We start from the raw sequence: 21745 nt of genomic DNA, 5'->3' as shown, positions 1-21745 counted from the left end.
ACCCGCCCGGCCCGTAGCGCTACAGCTTCTCCACCGGCGCGTACCGCAGCAGCAGCCGCTTCGGCTTCGCGTCCCCGAAGTCGATCGTCGCTTCCGCGTTCGCTCCCGTGCCCTTCACCGCGACGACGGTGCCGAGCCCGAACTGGTCGTGCGTCACCCGGTCCCCCACCGACAGCCCGGCCACCGGCTGTTCGGCCGTCCGCCGGGTGGCGAAGCCGGACGCGCCCGACGCCGAGGAGCGCGAGCGGGACGAGGACAGCGAGGCCGCCACGCCCGAGACCGGGCCCGCGGGTGCCGCGGGGGCACCCGTCCGCTTCCAGTCCACGTGCGCCCCGGGGATCTCCTCCAGGAAGCGGGACGGCGGGTTGTACTGCGGCTGGCCCCAGGCGCTGCGCATCACCGACCGCGTCAGATACAGCCGCTCCCGCGCGCGGGTGATACCGACGTACGCGAGCCGCCGCTCCTCCTCCAGCTCCTTGGTCTGGCCGAGGGCGCGCATGTGCGGGAAGACGCCGTCCTCCATGCCGGTGAGGAAGACGACCGGGAACTCCAGGCCCTTGGCGGTGTGCAGGGTCATCAGCGTGATGACGCCGTCGCCGTCCTCCTCGTCCGGGATCTGGTCGGAGTCGGCGACCAGCGCGACCTGCTCCAGGAAGTCCGCCAGCGTCCCCGCCTCGCCCTCCGCGCGCTCCTGCTCGAACTCCAGGGCGACGGCGGCGAGTTCCTGGAGGTTCTCGATCCGGGTCTCGTCCTGGGGGTCGGTGGATGACTGCAACTCGGCGAGATAGCCCGTGCGTTCGAGCACCGCCTCCAGGATCGTGGCGGGCCCGGCTCCGGACTGGACGATCGTACGGAGGTCCTCCATCAGCGTGTTGAACCGCTTGACCGCGTTCGTGGAGCGGGCGGCCATGCCGTACGCCTCGTCGACCCGCTTGAGCGCCTGCGGGAAGCTGATCTTCTCGCGCTGGGAGAGCGCGTCGATCATGGCCTCCGCACGGTCGCCGATGCCCCGCTTGGGGACGTTGAGGATGCGGCGCAGCGGGACCGAGTCCTCCGGGTTGGCCAGCACCCGCAGGTAGGCCAGGACGTCCCGGACCTCCTTGCGCTCGTAGAAGCGGACGCCGCCGACGACCTTGTAGGGCAGTCCGACGCGGATGAAGATCTCTTCGAAGACACGGGACTGGGCGTTCGTACGGTAGAAGACGGCGACGTCGCCCGCCTTCGCGTCGCCCGCGTCGGTGAGACGGTCTATCTCGTCGGCGACGAACTGCGCCTCGTCGTGCTCGGTGTCGGCGACGTAGCCGGTGATACGCGCACCCGTGCCCGCCTTGGTCCACAGGTTCTTGGGGCGGCGGGACTCGTTGCGCTCGATGACGGCGTTGGCCGCGGAGAGGATCGTCTGGGTGGAGCGGTAGTTCTGCTCCAGCAGGATCGTCGTCGCGTCCGGGTAGTCCTCCTCGAACTGGAGGATGTTGCGGATGGTCGCGCCGCGGAAGGCGTAGATCGACTGGTCGGCGTCACCCACCACGCACAGCTCGGCGGGCTCGAGGTCGCCCTCGGCGGGCGGTACGTCGATGTCCTCAGGGGCGCGCTCGCCGGTGCCGACGAGTTCGCGCACGAGGGCGTACTGGGCGTGGTTGGTGTCCTGGTACTCGTCGACCAGGACGTGCCGGAAGCGGCGGCGGTAGTGCTCGGCGACGTCCGGGAACGCGCGGAGCAGATTGACCGTCGTCATGATCAGGTCGTCGAAGTCGAGGGCGTTCGCCTCGCGCAGGCGGGACTGGTACAGCGCGTACGCCTGGGCGAGGGTCTTCTCGAAGCCGTCGGTGGCCTGGGCGGCGAAGTCCTCCTCGTCGATCAGCTCGTTCTTGAGGTTGCTGATCTTGGCGCTGAAGGACTTGGGCGGGAACCGCTTGGGGTCGAGGTCCAGGTCGCGGCAGACCAGCGACATCAGGCGCTTGCTGTCGGCGGCGTCGTAGATCGAGAAGGACGAGGTGAAGCCGAGCTTCTTGGACTCCCGGCGCAGGATGCGCACGCACGCGCTGTGGAAGGTCATCACCCACATCGCGTTCGCCCGGGGGCCGACGAGCTGCTCGACGCGCTCCTTCATCTCACCCGCGGCCTTGTTGGTGAAGGTGATCGCGAGGATCTGGCCCGGGTGCACCCCGCGCTCGGCGAGGAGATGGGCGATGCGGTGGGTGAGGACGCGCGTCTTGCCGGAGCCGGCGCCGGCCACGATGAGCAGGGGGGATCCGGAGTGGACCACGGCGGCACGCTGGTTGTCGTTCAGCCCCTCCAGAAGCGCGGCGGAGTCCAGGGCGGGGCGCGGGGCGCCGTCGCGGTAGTAGGCGTCCCGGTCCGGGGGTGCGTCGAACTTCCCGCCGAACAGATCGTCCGGAAGCGGCTCCGGAGCGTGATCGTCCTCGGGCGGCGGCGGAGGCTCCCCGTGGGCCCGTGGGGCCTGGAGGTCCGCCAGGAAGCTGTCGTCAAAGAGGCTGCTCATCGCTCTCCGAGTCTAGGGCGCCCCACCGACAACCCGCGGCCACCCCGAAAAGATCCCGGGCCCTGAAGCTGGATGATCTCTCCGGGGGGCCGGATCCGGACACGAGAAGGGCGGGCTCCCCACGGGGACGATCTCGCGCACCCGCACCCGCACCGGCACCGGCACTCACCCGCACCCGCACCCGCACCCGCTACGCCCTCACCATGCCCTCACCGTCCGAACACGCTCTCACGCGGGCCGTGACGGCTGACTGAAGGTCACGAAAATGTATCGGGCATATCACCCACCAACCTTCACAGGGACCACACGAGTTGGCTAGCGTGCCGGGCAGGCCGCCCGACCCCAACCGGCGAACGTCGCCGGGCCGTGCGGCCTCCGCCGAGTCCGGTGCGCCCAAGGCAGCCGGAGCCGGGGACCCAACCGAACTTGGGGTGAATCGGCCCATATCCCTCGCTGGAGCGGGCCGTAGGGCAACCCTTCCGAACCACCCGCCCGAACCCGACAGCTAACCCGGTAGGCGGCAGATGGAAGGAGTCGCCTCCTTTGGCGTCGCACCGCAAGTCGCGCTCCACCGGCGCGCGGGTAGCAGGCATACGCACCCCGGCCCTCGCCACCGCTGCCCTGACCTCCGTGGCCCTGCTCTCCCAGACCGCCAACGCCGAGCCCTCGGCCGACGACAGGCCGAGCCTCGAGGAGGTCGAGAAGAAGGTCGACGATCTCTACCGCCAGGCGGAGTCGGCGACCGAGAAGTACAACGCGGCCAAGGAGAAGACCGCGAAACAGCGCAAGCGCGTCGACACCCTCCTCGACGACGTGGCCCAGCGCACACAGAAGCTGAACGAGGCGCGTGAGGAACTGGGGACGTACGCCGCCGCCCAGTACCGCACCGGGGCCTCCGTCCCCGACACCGCCACCTTCCTGCTCGCCGACTCGCCGCAGGACTACTTCGACCAGAGCCAGCTGATGGGCCGCCTGACCAGCCATCAGAAGAGCGCGGTCGACGAGTACTTCACCGAGCAGTCGGCGACGATGAAGAAGCGGCAGGAGGCCACCCGGAGCCTGGACGCCCTCACCGAGTCGCAGAGCGATCTGCGGACGGCCAAGGCCACCGTCCAGAAGAAGCTCGCCGACGCCCGGACCCTGCTGTCGGAGCTGACCGCCGAGGAGAAGGCCCGCCTCGCGGCGATCGAGAAGAGGAAGCAGGAGGAGGCCGAGCACAAGGCCGCCGAGCTCGCCCGGCAACAGGCGGAGGAGCAGCGGCGCCAGGAGGCGGCGCAGCAGGAGCAGGAGTCCGCGGGCGGCGGCAGCTCAGCGGGCGCGGGCACCGAGGCCGGCTCCGGCACCTCCGCGCCGGACTCCGCGTACGGCACCAAGGCGGAGAAGGCGCTCGCCTTCGCCCGCGCACAGATCGGCAAGCCGTACGTCTGGGGCGCCACCGGCCCCGAGTCCTACGACTGCTCCGGCCTGACCCAGGCCGCGTGGAAGGCCGCCGGCGTCTCGCTCCCCCGCACCACCTACGACCAGGTCAACGCCGGAACGACGGTCTCCGTCGCCGCCGCCCGGCCGGGCGACCTGGTCTTCTTCTACGACGACGTCACCCACGTGGGCCTCTACATCGGAAACGGCATGATGATCCACGCCCCGAAGCCGGGCGCGTACGTCCGCGAGGAGTCGGTCTTCTACGACGGCGAGTCCTCCCTCCACAGCGTCGTCCGCCCGGCCTGACACCGGCGCCTCCAGGCGCTCCGGGATGCGTTCCGGGGAGGCCGTCGAAGGGCACGCGCGCGTGCGGCGGTCTTCCGCGGCACGCGCGCGTGGAGCGGATCGTCAGGTCCAGAGCACGGCGATGAAGACGTTCGCCGTGGTCAGCAGCCCCACCAGGCCGAACATGCCCTTGTCCACCTTCTCCTCGTCCCGCTTCACATAGACGAGGCCGAGGATCACGATCAGCAGCGCCAGCTTCACGCCGATCTTGATGTTGTCGACGGGCTGGTCGTCGGCCTGGTTGAGGCCGACCAGGATCACGCCGGTGACCAGCATGGTCAGCGCGCCGTGCAGCATCGCGGGGACGAATCGCGCGGTGCCCTGTCCCATCGCCTTCATCTGGGTGAGGAAGCCACCGAGCAGGGAGGCGATGCCGATGATGTGCAGGCCGACGAAGAGGTGGATGAGTACGTCCATGGGGCCGGAGCCTAATGAGGGGGTCCGGGGCCCCCGACACCGGGCCACCCGCGGTGCGCGCACCCGACGGCTGCATATATGCGCCCCATAGCACCCCGGGCTTCCACCCGCCCCGGAATCGCCGCATCGGTCATCGCGCTGCGTGAAGACGACGGCCCCGAATCGCGATTTCGATCACAAACGGTCACCTGTCGCTTCCCTGCCGTCACTTCCGCACAAGGCGTCACCGTGCCGACACGCCCGGGTTTAGCGTCCTCCACCAGGTGACCGGCGCCCCACCACCGCCCCTGACCAGAGGCGGCAGCCGGGCACCACCGCCGAGAAGGTCCGGCGGTGCCCCGCATCCCCTGTGCGGGGCACCGCCGGACGCGTCAGCCGCCCCCGAGCGGTCGTACCTCCACCCGGTGGCCGCACAGAACCGGCGGTCGCCCCGAGTCGTACGAAAGGACGTGCAGTCCACGTGGCAGCGCACCGCAAGCCCCGACCACGCTCGGCCCCCGGCACCAGGGCCCGCACGGCGGCCACGATCGCCCTGGCGGGCGCGGCGACCGCGACAGGTCTCGACGGGACCGGTCACGCCGAGCCTCAGCTGACGCCGGGGCAGGTCAGAGCCAAGGTGGACCAGCTGTACCAGGAGGCGGAGGTCGCCACCGAGAAGTACAACGGCGTGAAGGAGCAGACCCGGGCGGCACAGAAGCGGCTCGGCAGCCTGCAGGACGAGGCGGCCCGCAAGGAGGACCGGCTCAACTCCGCCCGGGACGCGCTCGGTTCGTATGCCGCCGCCCAGTACCGGGACGGCGGCCTCGACCCCGCGCTGCGACTCGTCCTCTCCGACGACCCCGACCGGTATCTCGACGGCGCCGCCTTCGCCGAACGCGCGGGCGACCGGCAGGCGGCAGCCGTCACACGCGTCCGCCGGGAGCTGCGGGAGATCGAGCAACTGCGCGGCGCCGCACGCGTCGAACTGAACTCGCTCCAGTCGCGGCGGGCCGAGCTGAAGCGGCACAAGAAGACCATCACCGGAAAGCTGGACGAGGCACGGCGGCTGCTGTCCCGGCTGACGGCCGAGGAGCGCGCGCGGCTCGCCGAGGGCGACGGCACGGACCGCGCCTCGCGCGCCTCGGTGGCCGGCCGCGACACGCTCCAGGCTCCCGGCTCCGCCATGACGACGGCGCCCAGCTCACGCGCCGCCGCAGCCGTGTCGTACGCCTACCAGAAGCTCGGCAGCCCCTACGTCTGGGGCGCCACCGGCCCCAACGCCTTCGACTGCTCGGGCCTGACCCAGGCCGCGTACCGCTCCGCCGGGGTCGCCCTGCCCCGCACCACCTACGCCCAGATCGACGCCGGCCGCCGCGTCTCGCGTGCCGAACTGGCCCCCGGCGACCTGGTGTTCTTCTACTCCGGCATCAGCCACGTCGGCCTCTACGTCGGCAACGGCCAGATGATCCACGCTCCCAACCCCTCGGCCCCGGTCCGGCTGGCCCCGATCGACCAGATGCCGTTCGCGGGGGCGACGCGGGTGGTGTAGCGCGTCGCCCCGCCGCGGACCTCGCCCTCGAAGCTCAGGCGCCGGTACGGGCGTACGCGACGAAGGCGGCCCAGGCGTCCCCCGCGACGGCGAGTTGGGGACTCCGCGCGCCGAGCTTCGAGTCCCGGAGGTGGATGGTGCGGGGCTCGGTGTCGAGGGCGGCTTCCAGGCAGTTGCTGCCCTCGCTGTCGCTGTAGCTGGACTTGAACCATGTCAGGCGGTCACTCACTGCTTTTCCGCCACCCCTCTGATGAATTCGGCAGACTCCTCAACACTGAGCGCGTGCATCACGCCGACCTTCCGCCTCAGCGCATCGGCCCTGCGCAACCTAACGGCAACACGCTCGCTCACCGTCTCGTCGTCCAGCGGCGGGCAACTCCCCCCGATCAGCGCCTGCGCGTCAGCCTCCGTCTGCAGCAGCCCTGGAATCGGAAGAGGCTCGTAACAGGAGAAGCTGACCGCCTCCGCCTCGATGGCCATGAACGCCTGCGACCGCGCGGGAAACGGCTCCGGCTTCAGATACTCCTGTGCCGCGACGAGCTTTCCACCCGCCCCGCACACCTGGTCCGCGACCTGCAACAGCCGCAGCGTGGGCCGACGGCGGCCGTTCTCCATCGACTTGACGTACTGGTAGTCGTAACCGGCCTCTTTGGCCAACGCCTCCCTGCCGACGCCGGCCTCCGTGCGCCACTCTTGATCTGGCTGCCGCAGTACCGCCACGCGATCGGCGGCTGGGAGTTCACCTCGGTCGTCACGCACACCTCCGCCGGGACCACCCCGGGTACGGACACACGCTGGACCCGCTTCGTCACTCGTGAGGCTACGCGCGAGCCGGGACCGTGATCTCGCCAACCGCGAAACAGTGACGCAAGGGATGAACAGCGCATGCAAACTCCGTGGCCGCTGCCCACGACCGCCCCGAAGGACATCGAGTGGCGGCTGCCCCGTCACGCCCGCAGCGTCGGCCGGGCACGCCGTCTTTTCCGCGAACAGGCGGCTTCCTGGGCGCTGCCGCCGGATCTGACCGACACGGCGGAACTCCTTCTCAGCGAGCTGATGACGAACGCCTACCGCCACGCGAAGGTCACGGCCGGCCGCGAGATCCGGGCCCGCTGCCTCCTCACGGCGGACCGCCTCCGCATCGCCGTGACGGATGGCGACCGCACGCTGCCGGCCGCGGCGGAGGCCTCCGCGGAGGACGAGTCGGGCCGGGGCCTGGTGCTGGTGTCGGTGCAGGCGCAGGACTGGGACGCTCAGGAAAGGGAGTGCGGCATCGGCAAGGAGGTGTGGTGCGAACTCACCTACGCGCCCTCCCCTTGGCCACCGGGGACGGCTGACCGGCGATCACACCAGCCGCCGCGCCGTCGCCCACCGCGTCAGCTCGTGCCGGTTGGAGAGCTGGAGCTTGCGCAGCACCGCCGAGACGTGGGACTCGACCGTCTTCACCGAGATGTACAGCTGCTTGGCGATCTCCTTGTAGGCGTAGCCGCGGGCGATGAGCCGCAGGACCTCCCGCTCGCGCTGGGTGAGCCGGTCCAGGTCCTCGTCGACCGGCGGGGCGTCGGTGGAGGCGAAGGCGTCGAGCACGAAGCCGGCGAGACGCGGCGAGAAGACCGCGTCGCCCTCCTGGACCCGGAAGATCGAGTCGACCAGGTCCGTGCCGGTGATCGTCTTCGTGACGTATCCCCGCGCGCCGCCGCGGATCACACCGATCACGTCCTCCGCCGCGTCCGAGACGGACAGGGCGAGGAACCGGACCGGCTGCTCGGCGTCCGCCATCAAGGGGGCGCAGCGGCGCAGCACTTCGACGCCGCCGCCGCCCGGCAGATGCACGTCGAGGAGGACGACCTCGGGGCGGGTCGCGGTGATGACCGTGACCGCCTGGTCGACGTCCGCGGCCTCGCCGACGACCTCGACGCCTGTCTCGTCGGTCCGGCCGATCTCGGCCTGCACGCCCGTGCGGAACATGCGGTGGTCGTCGACGAGCACCACACGCACGTGCCGTCCTGCCACGCCGCCGCCCGGTGTCTGCGCGGGCTCGGCCGACTCTTCCGCTCCCGCCGTCCCGTTCGCCTCGGTCGGGTCGCTCATGACGTCTTCTCCGCCCTCTCCATCTCCAGCTCGACCTCCGTACCGCCGCCCGGCACCGCCCGCAGCCGGGCCGTACCGCCGTTGCGCTCCATACGGCCGATGATCGATTCTCTGACGCCCATGCGGTCCGCGGGTATCGAGTCGAGGTCGAAGCCGGGACCGCGGTCCCGGACGGACACGAAGACGGTCTTTCCCTCGACCTCGGCGTAGACCTGCACGGCGCCGCCGTCGCCACCGTACTTGGCGGCGTTCACCATCGCCTCGCGCGCGGCCTGCATCTGCGCGCCGAGCCTCTCGTCGAGCGGGCAGTCCCCGACCACGACGACCTCTATGGGGACACCGTGCTTGTCCTCGATCTCCGCGGCGTTGCGCCGTACCGCCTCGGCGAGGGTGGCAGGCTCGTCCGCCTCGTCCTTCCCGGTGCCCTCCGGTTTGTACAGCCAGGTGCGCAGATCGCGCTCCTGGGCGCGGGCGAGGCGGCGCACCTCGCCGGGGTTGTCCGCGTTGCGCTGTATCAGCGTCAGGGTGTGCAGCACCGAGTCGTGCACGTGGGCGGCGACCTCCGCGCGCTCCTGGGCGCGGATACGCATCAGGCGCTCCTCGGAGAGGTCCTGGGTCATCCGGACCAGGTAGGGACCGGCGAGGAGGGTGATTCCGACGAGCACCGCGAGGGCCGCCTGGAGCACGGAGCCGAGGTGGGCGGCGGAGCCCTGGAGCACGAAGACACCCGTGACACCGGCCGTGACCAGCAGGACGCCGCCGACCGCGCGCAGGAGGTTCAGGGTGCGCTTGCGGCGGCCGACCTCGACCCAGCGTGCCCGGCGGGCGTTGTCCGCCTGGCGCCAGACCAGGGCGACCCCGGCGCCGACCAGCACGGCCGGCAGGAGGTAGGCCTGGGCACCGCCGCCCAGGTTCACATTGCCCACGAAGACCATGGCCACGACGACCATGAGCAGCAGGGCGACGATCTGGCCCTTGTCCGGTCTGCGGGCCACGAGCTTCTTGCGCCCGTCGGGAGAGGTCTCGGTGGCGACCGGGGAGGGCGGCTTCTGCGCCTCGACGCCGCCGACGCCCAGCGGCACGAAGAACCAGAAGGCGGCGTAGAGCAGCGCGCCGAGACCGTCCGCCGTGAACAGGCCGACGAACACCAGGCGCACCCAGATCACGGGCAGGCCGAGATGACCGGCGAGCCCCCGCGCCACGCCACCGAGCCAGCGTCCGTCACTGCTGCGGTAGAGCTTGCGCGGCGGCCGCGGCTCGTCGAGTGGCGCTGCTGCGGTTGCGGCTTCCGGCATGCCATTGATGGTCACACGGCCGGCGGGCCGGAGCATCAGGGTCGACCCCCGAGACTGCCCTGATCTTCGAACTGCGGACCGGTCGAAGACCGCGGACCGGTCGAACGCCTCCCCCGCATGGACTCAGGGGTGATATCAGGGTCCGGCCAGGGTCGTACCGACTCCCGCGGCGGGGGCGCGCCCGTCACCATGGACCCATGACTGATCACCAGCACGCCGCGGATGCCGTGCCCGACGCGGGCGCCGCGTCAGACGCCGCGGCCGCGAGCGCCGCAGGTGAGGAACCGCGCGCGCACGGGGGCACGGGCGCGCCCAGAGGAAATGACGCGCCCACCGCTGGCGGGACCGGCGTGCCCGGAGATTCCGGCGTGCCCGGAGCACCCGGGGAGCCCGCCCCCCCGGCGCCTGCGCACAGGTTCCGGCGGGACCGGCGGCACAAGATGTTCGCCGGGGTGTGCGCCGGGCTGGGGCGTCAGTGCGACATGGATCCGGTGATCTTCCGCATCACCCTCGCCGTGCTCTCCGCGACCGGCGGCATCGGTCTGATCTTCTACGGCTTCGCCTGGCTCTTCGTCCCGTACGACGACGAGGACGAGAACGAGGTCCGCAAGCTTCTGACCGGCCGCGTCGACGGACAGGCCCTCACCGCCGTGCTGTTCGCGCTGGTCGGCTGCGGGGTCTTCCTGGCAATGCTGAAGAACGGCGGTGTGCTGACCTTCGCCGTCATACTCTCCCTCCTCCTCGCGGGCGCCGGTTACTGGTCGCAGCGCCGGGACGCCCCCGGTCCGGACCCGCTGGCCGCGCAGGCCGCCGCGGACGCCCCGCCGGAGGCGCAGGCACCGCCGGTCTCCGCCGTCTGCCCCTCCTGGTGGCGGGACCCGATCGTCAAGGACGGCACCCACGTCGGTGGCACCGGATACCTGTGGGGCCCGAGCGACTCCGCCGACCGCGACATCGCCGCCGCCGTCAACATCAGCTTCGGCCCGGACACCGGCCCCCCGGCCCCGCTCCCCCCGCGCACCGCGCGGCCCAGGCAGCGCGGCCCGCGCTGGATAGGCGGCTGGGTCTTCCTGTTCGCCCTGCTCGCGGGAGCCGTCGGCACCCGCCTGACATGGCAGGAGCAGCCGCTGGGGACCAGCCTGCAGACCGGCCTGGCCTGCGCGCTCGCCGTCATCGGTCTGGGCATCGCCGTCAGTTCGTTCCTGGGCCGCACGGGAGCGGGGTCGGTCTTCCTGGCGGTCCTCACGGCGGGGCTGCTCGCCGCGGCGGCGGCACTGCCCAAGAACATCGGCACGGAGTGGATCAGGACGACATGGCGACCGGCCGCGGTGGCCGAGGTGGAGCCGGGATACGACCTCGGCACCGGCGTCGGCACGCTGGACCTGACCCGGCTGAATCCGGCCACGGGCACAACGGTGTCCACGGACGCCGAGGTGGGTGTGGGCCGGCTCCTGGTGATCGTGCCGCCGGACGTCACGGTGCGGGCGCACATCGACGTGGGGGTCGGCGACATCCAGTTGCCGGGCGAGCAGAAGCAGGACGTGGACGTGGAGCCCGGCAAGTACCGGGAGGTGACACTGGCTCCGGCGCCGGGTGAGAAGCGCGCCGGCACGGTCGATCTCGATCTCAAGGTGGGCGTCGGTCAGGTGGAGGTGCGTCGTGCCGCGTCATGAGTTCCAGCCGGGCCGGCTGGTGGCGGGGGTGGTCGTCACCACGGCAGGTGTCCTGTACGCCGGTGACGCGAGGGGCGCCTGGGAGACGCCGTGGTTCGCGTTGCTCCCCCTGATGGTGGGCGGCCTGTGCCTGGCCGCCCTGGCGGGAATGGTGGGCCGTGGCGTACGCCGCCGCCGCGGCGCGGGCCATCGACGTTCCTGATCAGCACGGCCGGGAGCGCCGACCGGGCAGCCGAGGGGGGAACTGGCCGACCGGGTGACGTCATGGACCGGATACCCGGCGCGTGGCAGGGGACCGCCGCCGGGGCCCGGTCGCCGTCGGGCCGGAGGCCGGCTCAGCGGGCATGGTGACGTCCTGTGCCGCGGTCCTGTGCGGCCGAGTCGGCGGCGCGGGCCGAGTCGGCAGCGGCCGAGGACGACTGGCGAGGCGGCGGCCCCCACCACCGGTCACCAGGCGCCCGTCCGGCCCCGTCCCCGCCGTCGGCTCCGGATCAGGGCGTCCAGCGACCAGTAGGGCGCCCCAGCCAGCACGATGGGCACCCAGCAGAACAGGTACGGGAGGTCGTTGCCGTAGTAGTACGGGTCCGAGGCCCAGCTCATGGTGAGCCAGAGGCTGAGGGAGATGAGGGCGCCGCCGAGGGCGGCGAGGCGGGTCAGGAAGCCGAGGAGGACGCCGATACCGACGGCGAGTTCACCGAAGGCCATGGCGCAGCCGAAGCCGACGGGGTTCTCCAGTGCCATGTCGACCAGCGCCGGGACGGCCGAGGAGTCCCGGACGGCACGCATCGTGTCGCCGATGGAGCCCGATCCGGCTTCCTGGAGGAACGCGCTGTCGGTCAGTTTGTCGAGCCCGGCGTAGACGAAGGTGATGCCGAGGAAGACGCGCAGGGGGAGGAGAGCGTAGCGGGTGGCCGTGTCCCGCCAGTCCGTGCGGCCGCCGTCGTGATGGGTGCTGTCGGTCTCGGTACGAACACTGTGAGTCATCGATGTGTAGCCGCCTCTCGCACGCCGTGCCGTGGCCTTCAAATGACCATACGCAGGAAAGGGGGAACCCGCTCGAGCCCGTTCAGGCCCGATTGCGGGAACATTCGGCGCTTCGTTCGAGTCGCGCCCGCCGCAGGGACGTACGCGCTACTCCGTGACGTCGATGACGTACGCGTTCGTCTCCACCCCGGCCGCCGTGACCACCCGCACCTCCACCCGTCCGGGCTCCACCTCCGCGGGTACCGGCACGGTCAGGAGGCTGTCGGTGGGGTTGCTGAAGCCGCCGGTGATCGGGACCAGCGGGACATGGACGTGGACCGGGCCGATGCGGACGACCATGCGGGAGAGGCGGTCGGCGGTGCCGGCGCCCGGAGGGACGAAGCCGGCGCCCCGGATCTCGATGTCCTCGCCGGTGCGGATGGGCGCGTCCAGGTCACCTGCCTCGCGGGCACGGACGACGGAGAGGACGACAGGGCGGCCGCCCTCGGCGTACTTGGCCGCGAGGTAGGTGGCCGCCGACACCAGGACCACCACCGCCGGCCCCCAGGGCAGGTCGGGCAGCTGCTCGGGGTGGCGGGCCAGCCGTACCGCCGCGAACACCAGGGCGACGGCACTGATGACGACGTACTGGATGTCGGCGAAGGTGCCCCGCCCCGAGTCGTCCGTGAGCAGGTCGGCCGCCCTCGGCCGGTCCGCGCGGACCTTCTGCAGCCGTTGCCCGAGGACGCGCAGCCCGACCACCCGCCGCACCAGCACGGCGATCCCGCAGACCACGGCGAGGACGGTCACCACCCCGGCGCCCCGGGCGAGTTCGAGGCCGGCGATCAGCTCGTCGCGGGCGCCGGGCGAGGAGGCGGCGGCCAGTTGCCCCGCCAGCACCAGCACGGCGTAGGCCATGAAGAGCACCCACGTGGCGGCGACCGCCCGGGAGGTCGACAGGCGGTTGTCCTCGCCGACGACCGGGGCCAGTACGCCACCCCGGGCGCGGTGGAGGAAGGAGGCCGCCGTCAGGGCCACCGCGACCAGCACCGCCGCGAGCAGTCCCGCCGTGCGTGCCGTCGTCCAGCCCGTGCCGATCGCGGTCAGCGACTGCGCGAGCAGCAACAGCAGGACCAGCGCCCAGACCACGCACGCCGTACGGCGCCACAGGCGGGACAGCCAGGCCTCGCCCTCGGCGCGGGCGCGCTCGGCGACCGCCGCCGCTGACTGGGTCAGTTCGTCGGAGACCCACTGACGGGAGGCCGAAGGCGAGTGGGCGACGGCCGCGGGCAGGTTCTGCCCGGCCGCGAACTCGTCACGCTTCAGCAGGAACGCGGCCACCGCCCGCCGGTGCCCCGCACGCGCCCCGTGCGGACAGTCCCCGCAGGTGCAGCCACCGTCATGGGCGCTCCCGAACGCGCCCGTGCGCTCCTGTGCGCCCTGCCTCGCCTCCTGCACCGCCACGCCCGACGCCCGCCTTCCGCGAATCCCCGTGCCGCATTCGTCCGCCCCGCTCGTCGGTGAGTCGGGGCCCTGCCGGGCGTCCCGTGCAACTCCCGTGCGATGTCAGCGAATTGTGCCCTACGGCACCCGGTACGCGTCCGGCAGGTCGGGGCAGCTCTGTCGGCGTGGGTGAACGCAGGGTCGCCGTGTTGACCCGGCTGCGGGACTTTTCGTATGGCCAACCTCATCCAGCGTGACCGGACCTGGGCTTCGACGGCGGTTCGGTCCGCGTCACACCGGGACGGCACCGCTGCGTGCCGCTGTTCCGGCGGTCGTACGCGCAGGTCGTCGTGCCCCTGGAGGCCGTCTCCGGGGTGGTGTACGAGCCCGGCCGCAGGCGGGGGCGGCTCAGGTTACGGCTGCGTGAGGGCGCGGATCCGCTGCTCCAGACGGCCGCCGGGCGGCTGCCCGGGGCGGCCGATCCCTATCGGCTGACGGTGGATCCGGACGGTTCGGGGGTCGCCGAGTACGTGGCGGAGGAGATCCGCCAGGCCCTTGCCGGGCTGCCGCCGGGGAAGGACCCGTACGCCCTGGACCTGTGGGGCAGTACCCGCCGCGATCTGCTCACCGCCCTGGACCTGTGGGGCAGTACCCGCCGCGATCTGCTCACCGCCCTGGACCTGTGGGGCAGTACCCGACGCGATCTGCTCACCGCCCTGGTCGCGACCGCGGTCACCGCGCGGCTGCCGCACCCGTCCACCCACACCGCCGCCGGCGGCCCGCCGCGCACCAGGCCGGCCGGGCCCGCGCCGGCCGGCCTCACGACGTACTGTTGCGACGCCTTACGGGAGTTGGGCGAACTGCACCGGGAAGGGGTACTCACGGACGAGGAGTTCGCGACGACGAAGGCGGCGGTGCTCCGGGGGTTCTGAGCGCCTCCTGGGTCAGCAGGTCGGGCTCCCGGCGCGTGATGTCCTGCCACAGCGGCTGGTAGTTGATCCACGCGACCAGGTCACCGCCGAGCTGTTCCCGGGTCGCGACCGCCAGTTTGTGGTCGATCAGGATCGGGCGGCCCGCGGCCTTGGCGGTCAGCTGCACCTGGCAGGAGCGTTCCATGGACAGGAACCACCAGGCCGCCGCGTCCACCGAGTCGCCGACGGTCAGCAGGCCGTGGTTGCGCAGCACCAGGGCCTTGCGGGAGCCGAGCGCGGCGGCGATCCTGCGCCCCTCCTCGGCGTTGACGGAGACGCCGGTGTAGGCGTCGTACAGCGCGTGGTCCTCGTAGAAGGCGCAGCTCTCCTGGGTGATCGGGTCGAGCAGATCGCCCAGCGCGGCCAGGGCGCGGCCGTGCACGGAGTGGCAGTGGGCGACGGCGACGACGTCGGGGCGGGCGTCGTGCACCTGGGCGTGCACGGTGAAGGCGGCCTGGTTGACGTGGTAGCGGCCCTCCACGACCTGCCCGTCCTGGTTGACCAGCACGAGGTCGCCGACGGTGACGTGACGGAAGGGCATGCCGAACGGATTGACCCAGAAGCAGTTCGTGTACTCGGGGTCGCGGGCGGTGATGTGCCCGGAGACGCCGTCCTCGAAGCCGTACCGGCCGAAGACGCGCAGCGCACCCGCGAGCCGTTCCTTGCGGTGCCGGCGCTCGTCGTCGACCGATTCGTACATCGGCGGCATGGCGAACTGAAGCCGGTCGGTGGGCAGCGGCTGGGGCGGGGTGGGCGCGGGCATCGGTCCTCCGGCGCTGGGTTCCGGTACGGAGCGGAAGTTACCCGCGGTCAGCGCGGGAGAACAGGGCTTCGGTGACACGGGCGGCACTCCGGCACCGCGCATACCCGACAGAAGATGTCCGGTTTCGGCACCAGACTCGTCGTATGGCAGCGAACTGGGCAACCTTCACCACCGCCGAACCCGATCTGGCGAAGACCGTCGAGGCACGCTTCGGCGCCTGCACCCACCATGTCCTGGCGACCCTGCGCAAGGACGGCTCGCCGCGCACGACGGGGCTGGAGGTGCGGTTCACCGGCGGTGAGCTGTGGCTCGGCATGATGCCGGACTCGCTCAAGGCCCTCGACCTGCGCCGGGACGCGCGCTTCGCGCTCCAGGCGAACCCGGGGGAGGGTACGTCGATGGGCGGCGGCGACGTGCGGATCGCCGGGCGGGCGATCGAGGTCGAGGACCCGGCGACGAAGGCCGGGTACCGCGAAGAGGTGGAACCGCCGGAGCCGTTCCACCTCTTCCGCACCGAACTGACGGAGGTCGTACGGACCTACGTCGAGGACGACACGTTCCTCGTCGTCCAGGTCTGGAAGCCCGGCACTCCCCTACGGACGGTCAGACGCACGTAGGGTTCACTCCCACTCGATCGTCCCCGGCGGCTTCGACGTCACGTCGAGCACGACCCGGTTGACGTCGCGCACCTCGTTGGTGATCCGGGTGGAGATCCGGGCGAGGACGTCGTACGGCAGACGCGACCAGTCGGCCGTCATGGCGTCCTCGGACGAGACGGGGCGGAGCACGATCGGGTGGCCGTACGTCCGGCCGTCACCCTGGACGCCGACGGACCGGACGTCCGCGAGCAGGACCACCGGGCACTGCCAGATGTCACGGTCGAGGCCGGCGGCCGTCAGCTCCTCGCGGGCGATGGCGTCGGCCTCGCGGAGCAGGTCGAGCCGCTCCTTGGTCACCTCGCCGACGATACGGATGCCCAGACCCGGCCCCGGGAACGGCTGGCGCTGGACGATCTCCTCCGGCAGGCCGAGTTCCTGGCCGACCATCCGGACCTCGTCCTTGAACAGCTTGCGCAGCGGCTCGATCAGCTGGAACTCGAGGTCCTCGGGCAGCCCGCCGACGTTGTGGTGGGACTTGATGTTGGCGGTGCCGGTGCCGCCGCCGGACTCGACCACGTCGGGGTAGAGCGTGCCCTGGACCAGGAACTCCACCGCCGGACCCTGGTCGGCGATGATCTCGGCCTGCGCCTGTTCGAAGACGCGGATGAACTCCCGGCCGATGATCTTCCGCTTCTCCTCCGGGTCGGAGACGCCCTTGAGGGCGTTCAGGAAGCGCTCCTCGGCGTCGACGACCTTCAGCTGCACGCCGGTCGCGGCGACGAAGTCCTTCTCGACCTGCTCGGTCTCGCCCTTGCGCATCAGTCCGTGGTCGACGTACACGCAGGTCAGCTGGGAGCCGATGGCCTTCTGGACCAGGGCGGCGGCCACGGCGGAGTCCACACCGCCGGACAGCCCGCAGATGGCGCGCCTGTCGCCGACCTGCGCGCGGATCGCCTCGACCTGCTCCTCGATCACGTTGCCGGTCGTCCAGTCCGGCTTCAGGCCCGCGCCCCGGTAGAGGAAGTGCTCCAGGACCTGCTGGCCGTGCGTGGAGTGCATGACCTCGGGGTGGTACTGGACGCCGTACAGCTTCTTCTCGTCGTTCTCGAACGCGGCGACCGGGACGACGTCCGTGGACGCCGTGACGCTGAAGCCCTCGGGGGCGGCGGAGCAGGCGTCGCCGTGCGACATCCACACGGCCTGCTCGGCCGGGGTGCCCTCGAAGAGGGTGGAGGACGAACGCGAGACGTGCAGGTCGGTACGGCCGTACTCACGGGCGCCGGTGTTGTCGACGGTGCCACCGAGGCTCTGCGCCATCAGCTGGAAGCCGTAGCACATGCCGAAGACGGGGACGCCGGCCTCGAAGAGCTCGCGGTCCAGGCGGGGCGCGCCCTCCTCGTACACCGACGAGGGCCCGCCGGACAGGATGATCGCCGCCGGGTTCCTGGCGAGCATGTCCTTCACCGGCATGGTGCTCGGCACGATCTCGCTGTAGACCCGGGCCTCGCGGACGCGTCGGGCGATGAGCTGGGCGTACTGCGCACCGAAGTCGACGACCAGGACGGTGTCGGGGGCGGCGGGGGTCGCTGATGACACGGGTTGCCTTCCGGCGTCTTGAAAAGGGCTGTACCCCCGATTCTAACGGGGCTGCCGTACGTGACCGCCGTCTCAGGATGCGAACCGGATTGGCGACCGCCGGGGGCCGCGGCATACTGGCCCCATGCTCGCGTACTCGACCTTCCTCTTTACCTATGGCGACCGGCCCGCCGGCTGCCATGGTCGTGCTGCTTGAGCAACTGACAAGCGACTTCCCAGGCGCCCCGGGCCGACAAGGTCCGGGGCGTTCGGCGTTCCAGGGGCCTTGTCCGTGCCGGAGCCGCACCCCGACGAGGAGCCCCCGATCATGACCACCACCGCAGCGCCGGCCGACAGGACCGGCGCCCGCACCGACGAGGCCGCCGAGCTGATCGGCGGCGCGCGCGAACGCATCGACGCGCTCGACGACCGGATCATCGGCCTGATCCAGGAGCGGATGGCCGTCTCCGCCGTGATCCAGGAGGCCCGCATCACCTCCGGCGGCCGGCGCGTGAACCTCTCCCGCGAGATGGAGGTGCTCGGCCGCTACCGGCAGGAGCTCGGCAGGCCGGGCACCGCCCTGGCCATGACGCTTCTCGAACTGTGCAGGGGCCGCGTCTGAGCTTCGAACTGGACAGGCATCGCATCTGAGTTCGCACCCGCTCTCACCCGTACGGCGCGTGACCGCCGCCCGCGAGGCTTCGTTGGTCCCGGTGTCCGTGCCAGCCAGGGGCGGGCCCGAAAGAACCACGCGTGGCTCGCTGGGGCGATGAGACGTACGGATCGTGCCGTGCGTCGTGGGACCTCGCTCCAGAAAAGTGACCGGACGGCAGGGGACAGCAGCCCGGTCACCCAAGAGAACGGCCGGCTCCGGGGACGCCCGGGGCCGGCCGGCGGAACTGTCCGAAGCGACGACGTACCCGCGGTCGAGACCATCCGGAAGCAAGCGGCGCAACCCCCCGGCGCCGCTTCCAGGCACCGGCGCTGCCCTGACGCCGGTGCTGACGAGAGAAGGGCCCCGCGGCTCCGCCCCGCGGGGCCCTTCTTCATGCCCACTCACCCGTCCCCTCGGCTGCCCCGGACCTCCCGGCCCAACCAAGTGATCCAGCTCACATAAATTCTGTGTGAAGCGTGGACAACCATTCACAGGCCTTGGTGATCAAACCTGCAAGAACCCTGGGCCACACCCGTACCCCCATACGCGGAGCCCTTCCGACTCAGCAGGTAGGTCTTCATGAAGCTTCGCCGTGCCCTGGCAGTCGCCGCCGCGACAGCCGCGATAGCCCCGATGGCTCTGCTCGCGGCGCCGGGTGCCTACGCGACGGATTCCCCGAGCCCCAGCTCGTCGGCGTCCGCCACCGAGACGGCGACCGTCTCCCCGCCCCCGTCCGACACCCAGTCGCCCACCGCGAGCGACCCGGGTACTCCGTCCGGCGACCCGAGCCAGTCGGTCACCACGGACCCGACCGCGACGGGCAGCGCCCCGGCGACGGCCACCACCGAGCCGACCGGCTCCACCTCGCCCTCGGCCTCCACCTCCGTGAGCCCCTCCCCGAGCAGCTCCGCGCCGGAGGAGGACCTCTGCGAGAGCGCCGACGAGGAGTCGCTCGGCCTCAGCGACGACCTGACCAGCGGTCTGTCGGGCCTGCCCGAGACGATCGTGGCCGGCAGCGGCTGGACCGAGTTCTCCTTCGACGTCTCCAACAACGGTGACGAGCCGATCAAGAAGATCAAGCCGCTGATCGGTGTCGCCGCGTTCGGCTGGGACGAAGAGGACTACTCCGGCGAGATCGTCGTCCAGGTCTTCGACAAGGCCGCGGGCAGCTGGCACACCCTGGCGGACGCGGCCGGCGAGGGCGCGACCTTCCCCGCGTTCGACCTCGGCGCGGGCCAGTCCACCTCCTACCCGCTGCGCCTGAGCGTCAGCGGCAAGGTGCCCGAGGCCATCGGCCTGACCGGCGGCTTCGCGCAGTACTCGGACGCCGAGGGCTGCTGGATGGCCGACGACCCGAACGGCTGGTTCTACATCTTCGACATCCTCGCCGCGGGCTCGGACGCCGGTGACCCTCAGGACGCCAAGCCGCAGGGCGGGATGGCCGAGCTGGACGAGGTCAACGACGTGGACGCCACGGGCAGCCTCGCCGAGACCGGTTCCAGCTCCGCGCTGCCCATGATCGGCCTGGCGGGCGGGGTCGCCGTCGTCGCCGGTGCGGGCGCGCTGTTCGTCGTCCGGCGCAAGAAGGCCGGTGCGCAGGCGTAACCACGCCTGAACCAGACAAAGGGAGAGGGAGCTGCGCTCGGAGGGGGGCGCAGGTCCCTCTCTCTTCTTTCTCTCCTCTTTTCCTTCCGGCCCTGACCGGTCCTACTTCTTCGGCGGGACGGCCGGGATCCCCAGGAACGGCAGCCGCAGCGCGCCGAACGCGTCCGCCGGGACCGCCGGGGACCTCGGCTCGACCGGCTTCAGGCGTTCGTAGGCCGTCCCCTGCCGCGGGCGTGGGTCGGCCTCGCCCTTGTTGGGCCAGTACGACATGGCGCGCTCCGCCTGCGCGGTGATGGTGAGGGACGGGTTGACGCCCAGGTTGGCGGTGACGGCCGCACCGTCGACGACGGAGATGCCCGGGTGGCCGTACAGCCGGTGGTAGGGGTCGATCACGCCGGTTTCGCGGGAGTCTCCGATCGGGCAGCCGCCGAGGAAGTGCGCGGTGAGCGGGGTGCCCATCAGTTCGCCGACGTTGCTCCCGGCGAAGCCGCCTATCTCGGCGGCGATCGCCGACGCGCCCTCGGAAGCGGCCTTGATCTGCTTGGGGTTGGGCGCGCCGTGCCCCTGCTTGGCGGTCAGCAGGCCCTTGCCGACGCCGTCCGGCTTCAGATACGTCGTCAGCGAGTTGTCCAGCGACTGCATCACCAGGCCGATGATGGTCCGCTCCGACCAGCGGTGGTTGCTGAGGGAGCGGAGCATCTGCAGGGGATGGCGGGCGGCGTTGCGCAGGAACGCCAGGGCGCGGGAGGAACCGTCCGCATAGGGGATCTGGAGGATCGCCATGCCGCCCATCGCATTGGAGCCCTTGCCGTAGCGGACCGGCTCGATGTGGGTGTCGGCGTCCGGGTGGATGGACGACGTGATGGCGACGCCGCGGGTGAAGTCGGCCTTCCGCTCGCCGGTGACCTTGCGGTAGCGGCGGTTGGTGGTCTGGGCGCCGACCAGGGCCTCGGAGTTGGTGCGGGTGAGTTCGCCCAGGCGCTCGGAGAGGTACGGCAGTTGACCGCCGGCCTTCATCCGGTGCAGCAGGGTCTGGGTGCCGTAGGTGCCGGCGGCCAGGACCACGCGCCGGGCCCGGAAGGTGCGGCCGCCGCCCTTGCCGCGCCTGCCGGTGGGCAGGGTGGTGACGGCGTACCCGCCCTGTGAGTCGTCCGTGACGGAGACGACCGTGGTCATGGGGTGGACGACCGCGCCCGCCCTCTCAGCGAGGTACAGGTAGTTCTCGCACAGGGTGTTCTTCGCGCCGTGGCGGCAGCCGGTCATGCACTCGCCGCACTCGGCGCAGGCGCGGCGGGCCGGCCCGGCACCGCCGAAGTACGGGTCGGCCGCCTCCTCGCCGGGGCGCGCCCTGACCTTGCCGTCGGCGTCCTTGCCGTCGCCGAAGAAGACCCCGACCGGCGCCATGTGGAAGCTGTCGCCGACGCCCATCCGCTGAGCGGCGGCCTTCAGATGGACGTCGGAGGGGGTCATCGTCGGGTTCAGCCGCACGCCGAGCATGCGCTGGGCCTGGTCGTAGTAGGGCGCCAGCTCCTGCTGCCAGTCGGTGATGTGGCCCCACTGCGGGTCCTCGAAGAAGGGCTTCGGCGGTACGTAGAGGGTGTTGGCGTAGTTGAGCGAGCCGCCGCCGACGCCCGCGCCGGCCAGCACCATGACGTTGCCGAGCAGATGGATGCGCTGGAGCCCGTACATGCCGAGCCTGGGGGCCCACAGGTAGTTCTTCAGGTCCCAGGAGTTCTTGGGGAGGGTGGCCCGGGTGAAGCGGCGGCCTGCTTCCAGGACGCCGACGTCGTAGCCCTTCTCCGTGAGGCGCAGGGCGGTGACGGAACCGCCGAAGCCGGAGCCCACGACGATGACGTCGTGGTCATAGGCGTCCTGTGGCACGTATTCTCCTCGTCGAGTG

General features: G+C 71.4%; 18 protein-coding genes, 2 pseudogenes and 1 riboswitch. Of the genes and pseudogenes, 9 read left to right on the top strand and 11 right to left on the bottom strand.

What is annotated here, in order from left to right:
• Positions 1 to 19 precede the first annotated feature (19 nt).
• On the bottom strand, positions 20 to 2503 hold the full coding sequence (gene pcrA / locus ACGF8A_RS10995) for a DNA helicase PcrA (RefSeq protein WP_393106491.1): 2484 nt from the start codon (positions 2501 to 2503) through the stop codon (positions 20 to 22).
• Positions 2504 to 2869: 366 nt separating this feature from the next.
• Positions 2870 to 3039, top strand: a riboswitch (cyclic di-AMP (ydaO/yuaA leader).
• 7 nt (positions 3040 to 3046) lie between these two features.
• Between pcrA and ACGF8A_RS10990 the strand changes: the two genes are divergently transcribed.
• A complete protein-coding gene (locus ACGF8A_RS10990) occupies positions 3047 to 4228 on the top strand; it encodes an NlpC/P60 family protein (RefSeq protein WP_393106489.1) in 1182 nt (393 codons plus the stop codon).
• A gap of 102 nt (positions 4229 to 4330) precedes the next feature.
• On the opposite strand, the gene ACGF8A_RS10985 is transcribed toward ACGF8A_RS10990, so the two are convergent.
• Complete coding sequence (locus ACGF8A_RS10985; RefSeq protein ID WP_393106487.1) at positions 4331 to 4684, bottom strand: hypothetical protein; 354 nt, start codon at positions 4682 to 4684, stop codon at positions 4331 to 4333.
• A 460-nt stretch (positions 4685 to 5144) separates the two neighbouring features.
• On the opposite strand from ACGF8A_RS10985, the gene ACGF8A_RS10980 reads away from it, so the two are divergent.
• Positions 5145 to 6212, top strand: coding sequence for an NlpC/P60 family protein (locus tag ACGF8A_RS10980; RefSeq protein ID WP_393106485.1), 1068 nt, complete (start codon positions 5145 to 5147; stop codon positions 6210 to 6212).
• A gap of 34 nt (positions 6213 to 6246) precedes the next feature.
• Here ACGF8A_RS10980 and ACGF8A_RS10975 read toward each other — a convergent pair whose 3' ends face one another.
• Positions 6247 to 6441, bottom strand: a complete 195-nt coding sequence (locus ACGF8A_RS10975; protein ID WP_393106483.1) for a DUF397 domain-containing protein — start codon at positions 6439 to 6441, stop codon at positions 6247 to 6249.
• A complete protein-coding gene (locus tag ACGF8A_RS10970) occupies positions 6438 to 6932 on the bottom strand; it encodes a Scr1 family TA system antitoxin-like transcriptional regulator (protein WP_393106481.1) in 495 nt (164 codons plus the stop codon). Before ACGF8A_RS10970 ends, ACGF8A_RS10975 begins: the two co-directional genes overlap by 4 nt.
• A gap of 165 nt (positions 6933 to 7097) precedes the next feature.
• Here ACGF8A_RS10970 and ACGF8A_RS10965 point away from each other — a divergent pair.
• Positions 7098 to 7454: pseudogene (locus tag ACGF8A_RS10965) on the top strand (ATP-binding protein); the annotation flags it as partial.
• 102 nt (positions 7455 to 7556) lie between these two features.
• Here the strand turns inward: ACGF8A_RS10965 and ACGF8A_RS10960 are convergent.
• Together ACGF8A_RS10960 and ACGF8A_RS10955 are read right to left on the bottom strand one after the other, a co-directional pair.
• Entirely contained in the window at positions 7557 to 8303 is a 747-nt protein-coding gene (locus ACGF8A_RS10960; protein WP_393106479.1) for a LuxR C-terminal-related transcriptional regulator, read from the bottom strand.
• On the bottom strand, positions 8300 to 9634 hold the full coding sequence (locus ACGF8A_RS10955; protein ID WP_393106477.1) for a PspC domain-containing protein: 1335 nt from the start codon (positions 9632 to 9634) through the stop codon (positions 8300 to 8302). The genes ACGF8A_RS10960 and ACGF8A_RS10955 overlap by 4 nt, the downstream gene beginning before the upstream one ends.
• Before the next feature lie 161 nt (positions 9635 to 9795).
• On the opposite strand from ACGF8A_RS10955, the gene ACGF8A_RS10950 reads away from it, so the two are divergent.
• Positions 9796 to 11271, top strand: coding sequence for a PspC domain-containing protein (locus tag ACGF8A_RS10950; protein WP_393106475.1), 1476 nt, complete (start codon positions 9796 to 9798; stop codon positions 11269 to 11271).
• Positions 11258 to 11473 (top strand): hypothetical protein, encoded by a 216-nt coding sequence (locus tag ACGF8A_RS10945; protein WP_393106473.1) that lies wholly within the window; start codon positions 11258 to 11260, stop codon positions 11471 to 11473. Before ACGF8A_RS10950 ends, ACGF8A_RS10945 begins: the two co-directional genes overlap by 14 nt.
• Positions 11474 to 11718: 245 nt before the next feature.
• On the opposite strand, the gene ACGF8A_RS10940 is transcribed toward ACGF8A_RS10945, so the two are convergent.
• Both ACGF8A_RS10940 and ACGF8A_RS10935 read right to left on the bottom strand, forming a co-directional pair.
• On the bottom strand, positions 11719 to 12255 hold the full coding sequence (locus ACGF8A_RS10940; protein WP_393106471.1) for a DoxX family protein: 537 nt from the start codon (positions 12253 to 12255) through the stop codon (positions 11719 to 11721).
• Between the two features lie 147 nt (positions 12256 to 12402).
• On the bottom strand, positions 12403 to 13698 hold the full coding sequence (locus ACGF8A_RS10935; protein ID WP_393106469.1) for a hypothetical protein: 1296 nt from the start codon (positions 13696 to 13698) through the stop codon (positions 12403 to 12405).
• Positions 13699 to 13911: 213 nt separating this feature from the next.
• On the opposite strand from ACGF8A_RS10935, the pseudogene ACGF8A_RS10930 reads away from it, so the two are divergent.
• A pseudogene (locus ACGF8A_RS10930) lies at positions 13912 to 14609 on the top strand (DUF4429 domain-containing protein).
• On the opposite strand, the gene ACGF8A_RS10925 reads toward ACGF8A_RS10930, so the two are convergent.
• Positions 14557 to 15411, bottom strand: coding sequence for a class II aldolase/adducin family protein (locus ACGF8A_RS10925; RefSeq protein WP_393106467.1), 855 nt, complete (start codon positions 15409 to 15411; stop codon positions 14557 to 14559). The pseudogene ACGF8A_RS10930 and the gene ACGF8A_RS10925 sit on opposite strands and share 53 nt — an antisense overlap.
• Before the next feature lie 143 nt (positions 15412 to 15554).
• On the opposite strand from ACGF8A_RS10925, the gene ACGF8A_RS10920 reads away from it, so the two are divergent.
• Positions 15555 to 16028 carry a pyridoxamine 5'-phosphate oxidase family protein gene (locus tag ACGF8A_RS10920; RefSeq protein WP_393106465.1) on the top strand — a complete coding sequence of 158 codons (474 nt, stop codon included), beginning with the start codon at positions 15555 to 15557 and terminating at the stop codon, positions 16026 to 16028.
• Positions 16029 to 16031: 3 nt separating this feature from the next.
• Here ACGF8A_RS10920 and guaA read toward each other — a convergent pair whose 3' ends face one another.
• Entirely contained in the window at positions 16032 to 17606 is a 1575-nt protein-coding gene (gene guaA / locus ACGF8A_RS10915) for a glutamine-hydrolyzing GMP synthase (protein WP_393106463.1), read from the bottom strand.
• Positions 17607 to 17913: 307 nt separating this feature from the next.
• Between guaA and ACGF8A_RS10910 the strand changes: the two genes are divergently transcribed.
• A complete protein-coding gene (locus tag ACGF8A_RS10910; protein ID WP_393106461.1) occupies positions 17914 to 18207 on the top strand; it encodes a chorismate mutase in 294 nt (97 codons plus the stop codon).
• 612 nt (positions 18208 to 18819) lie between these two features.
• Entirely contained in the window at positions 18820 to 19845 is a 1026-nt protein-coding gene (locus ACGF8A_RS10905; protein WP_393106459.1) for an LAETG motif-containing sortase-dependent surface protein, read from the top strand.
• Between the two features lie 102 nt (positions 19846 to 19947).
• On the opposite strand, the gene ACGF8A_RS10900 is transcribed toward ACGF8A_RS10905, so the two are convergent.
• Complete coding sequence (locus ACGF8A_RS10900) at positions 19948 to 21726, bottom strand: GMC oxidoreductase (RefSeq protein WP_393106457.1); 1779 nt, start codon at positions 21724 to 21726, stop codon at positions 19948 to 19950.
• Positions 21727 to 21745 lie beyond the last annotated feature (19 nt).

Source organism: Streptomyces sp. NPDC047706 (assembly GCF_043204795.1).
Taxonomy (GTDB): Bacteria; Actinomycetota; Actinomycetes; order Streptomycetales; family Streptomycetaceae; genus Streptomyces.
Note: the sequence above shows the minus strand (reverse complement) of the source record. Positions and strands in the feature narration are given on the sequence as shown.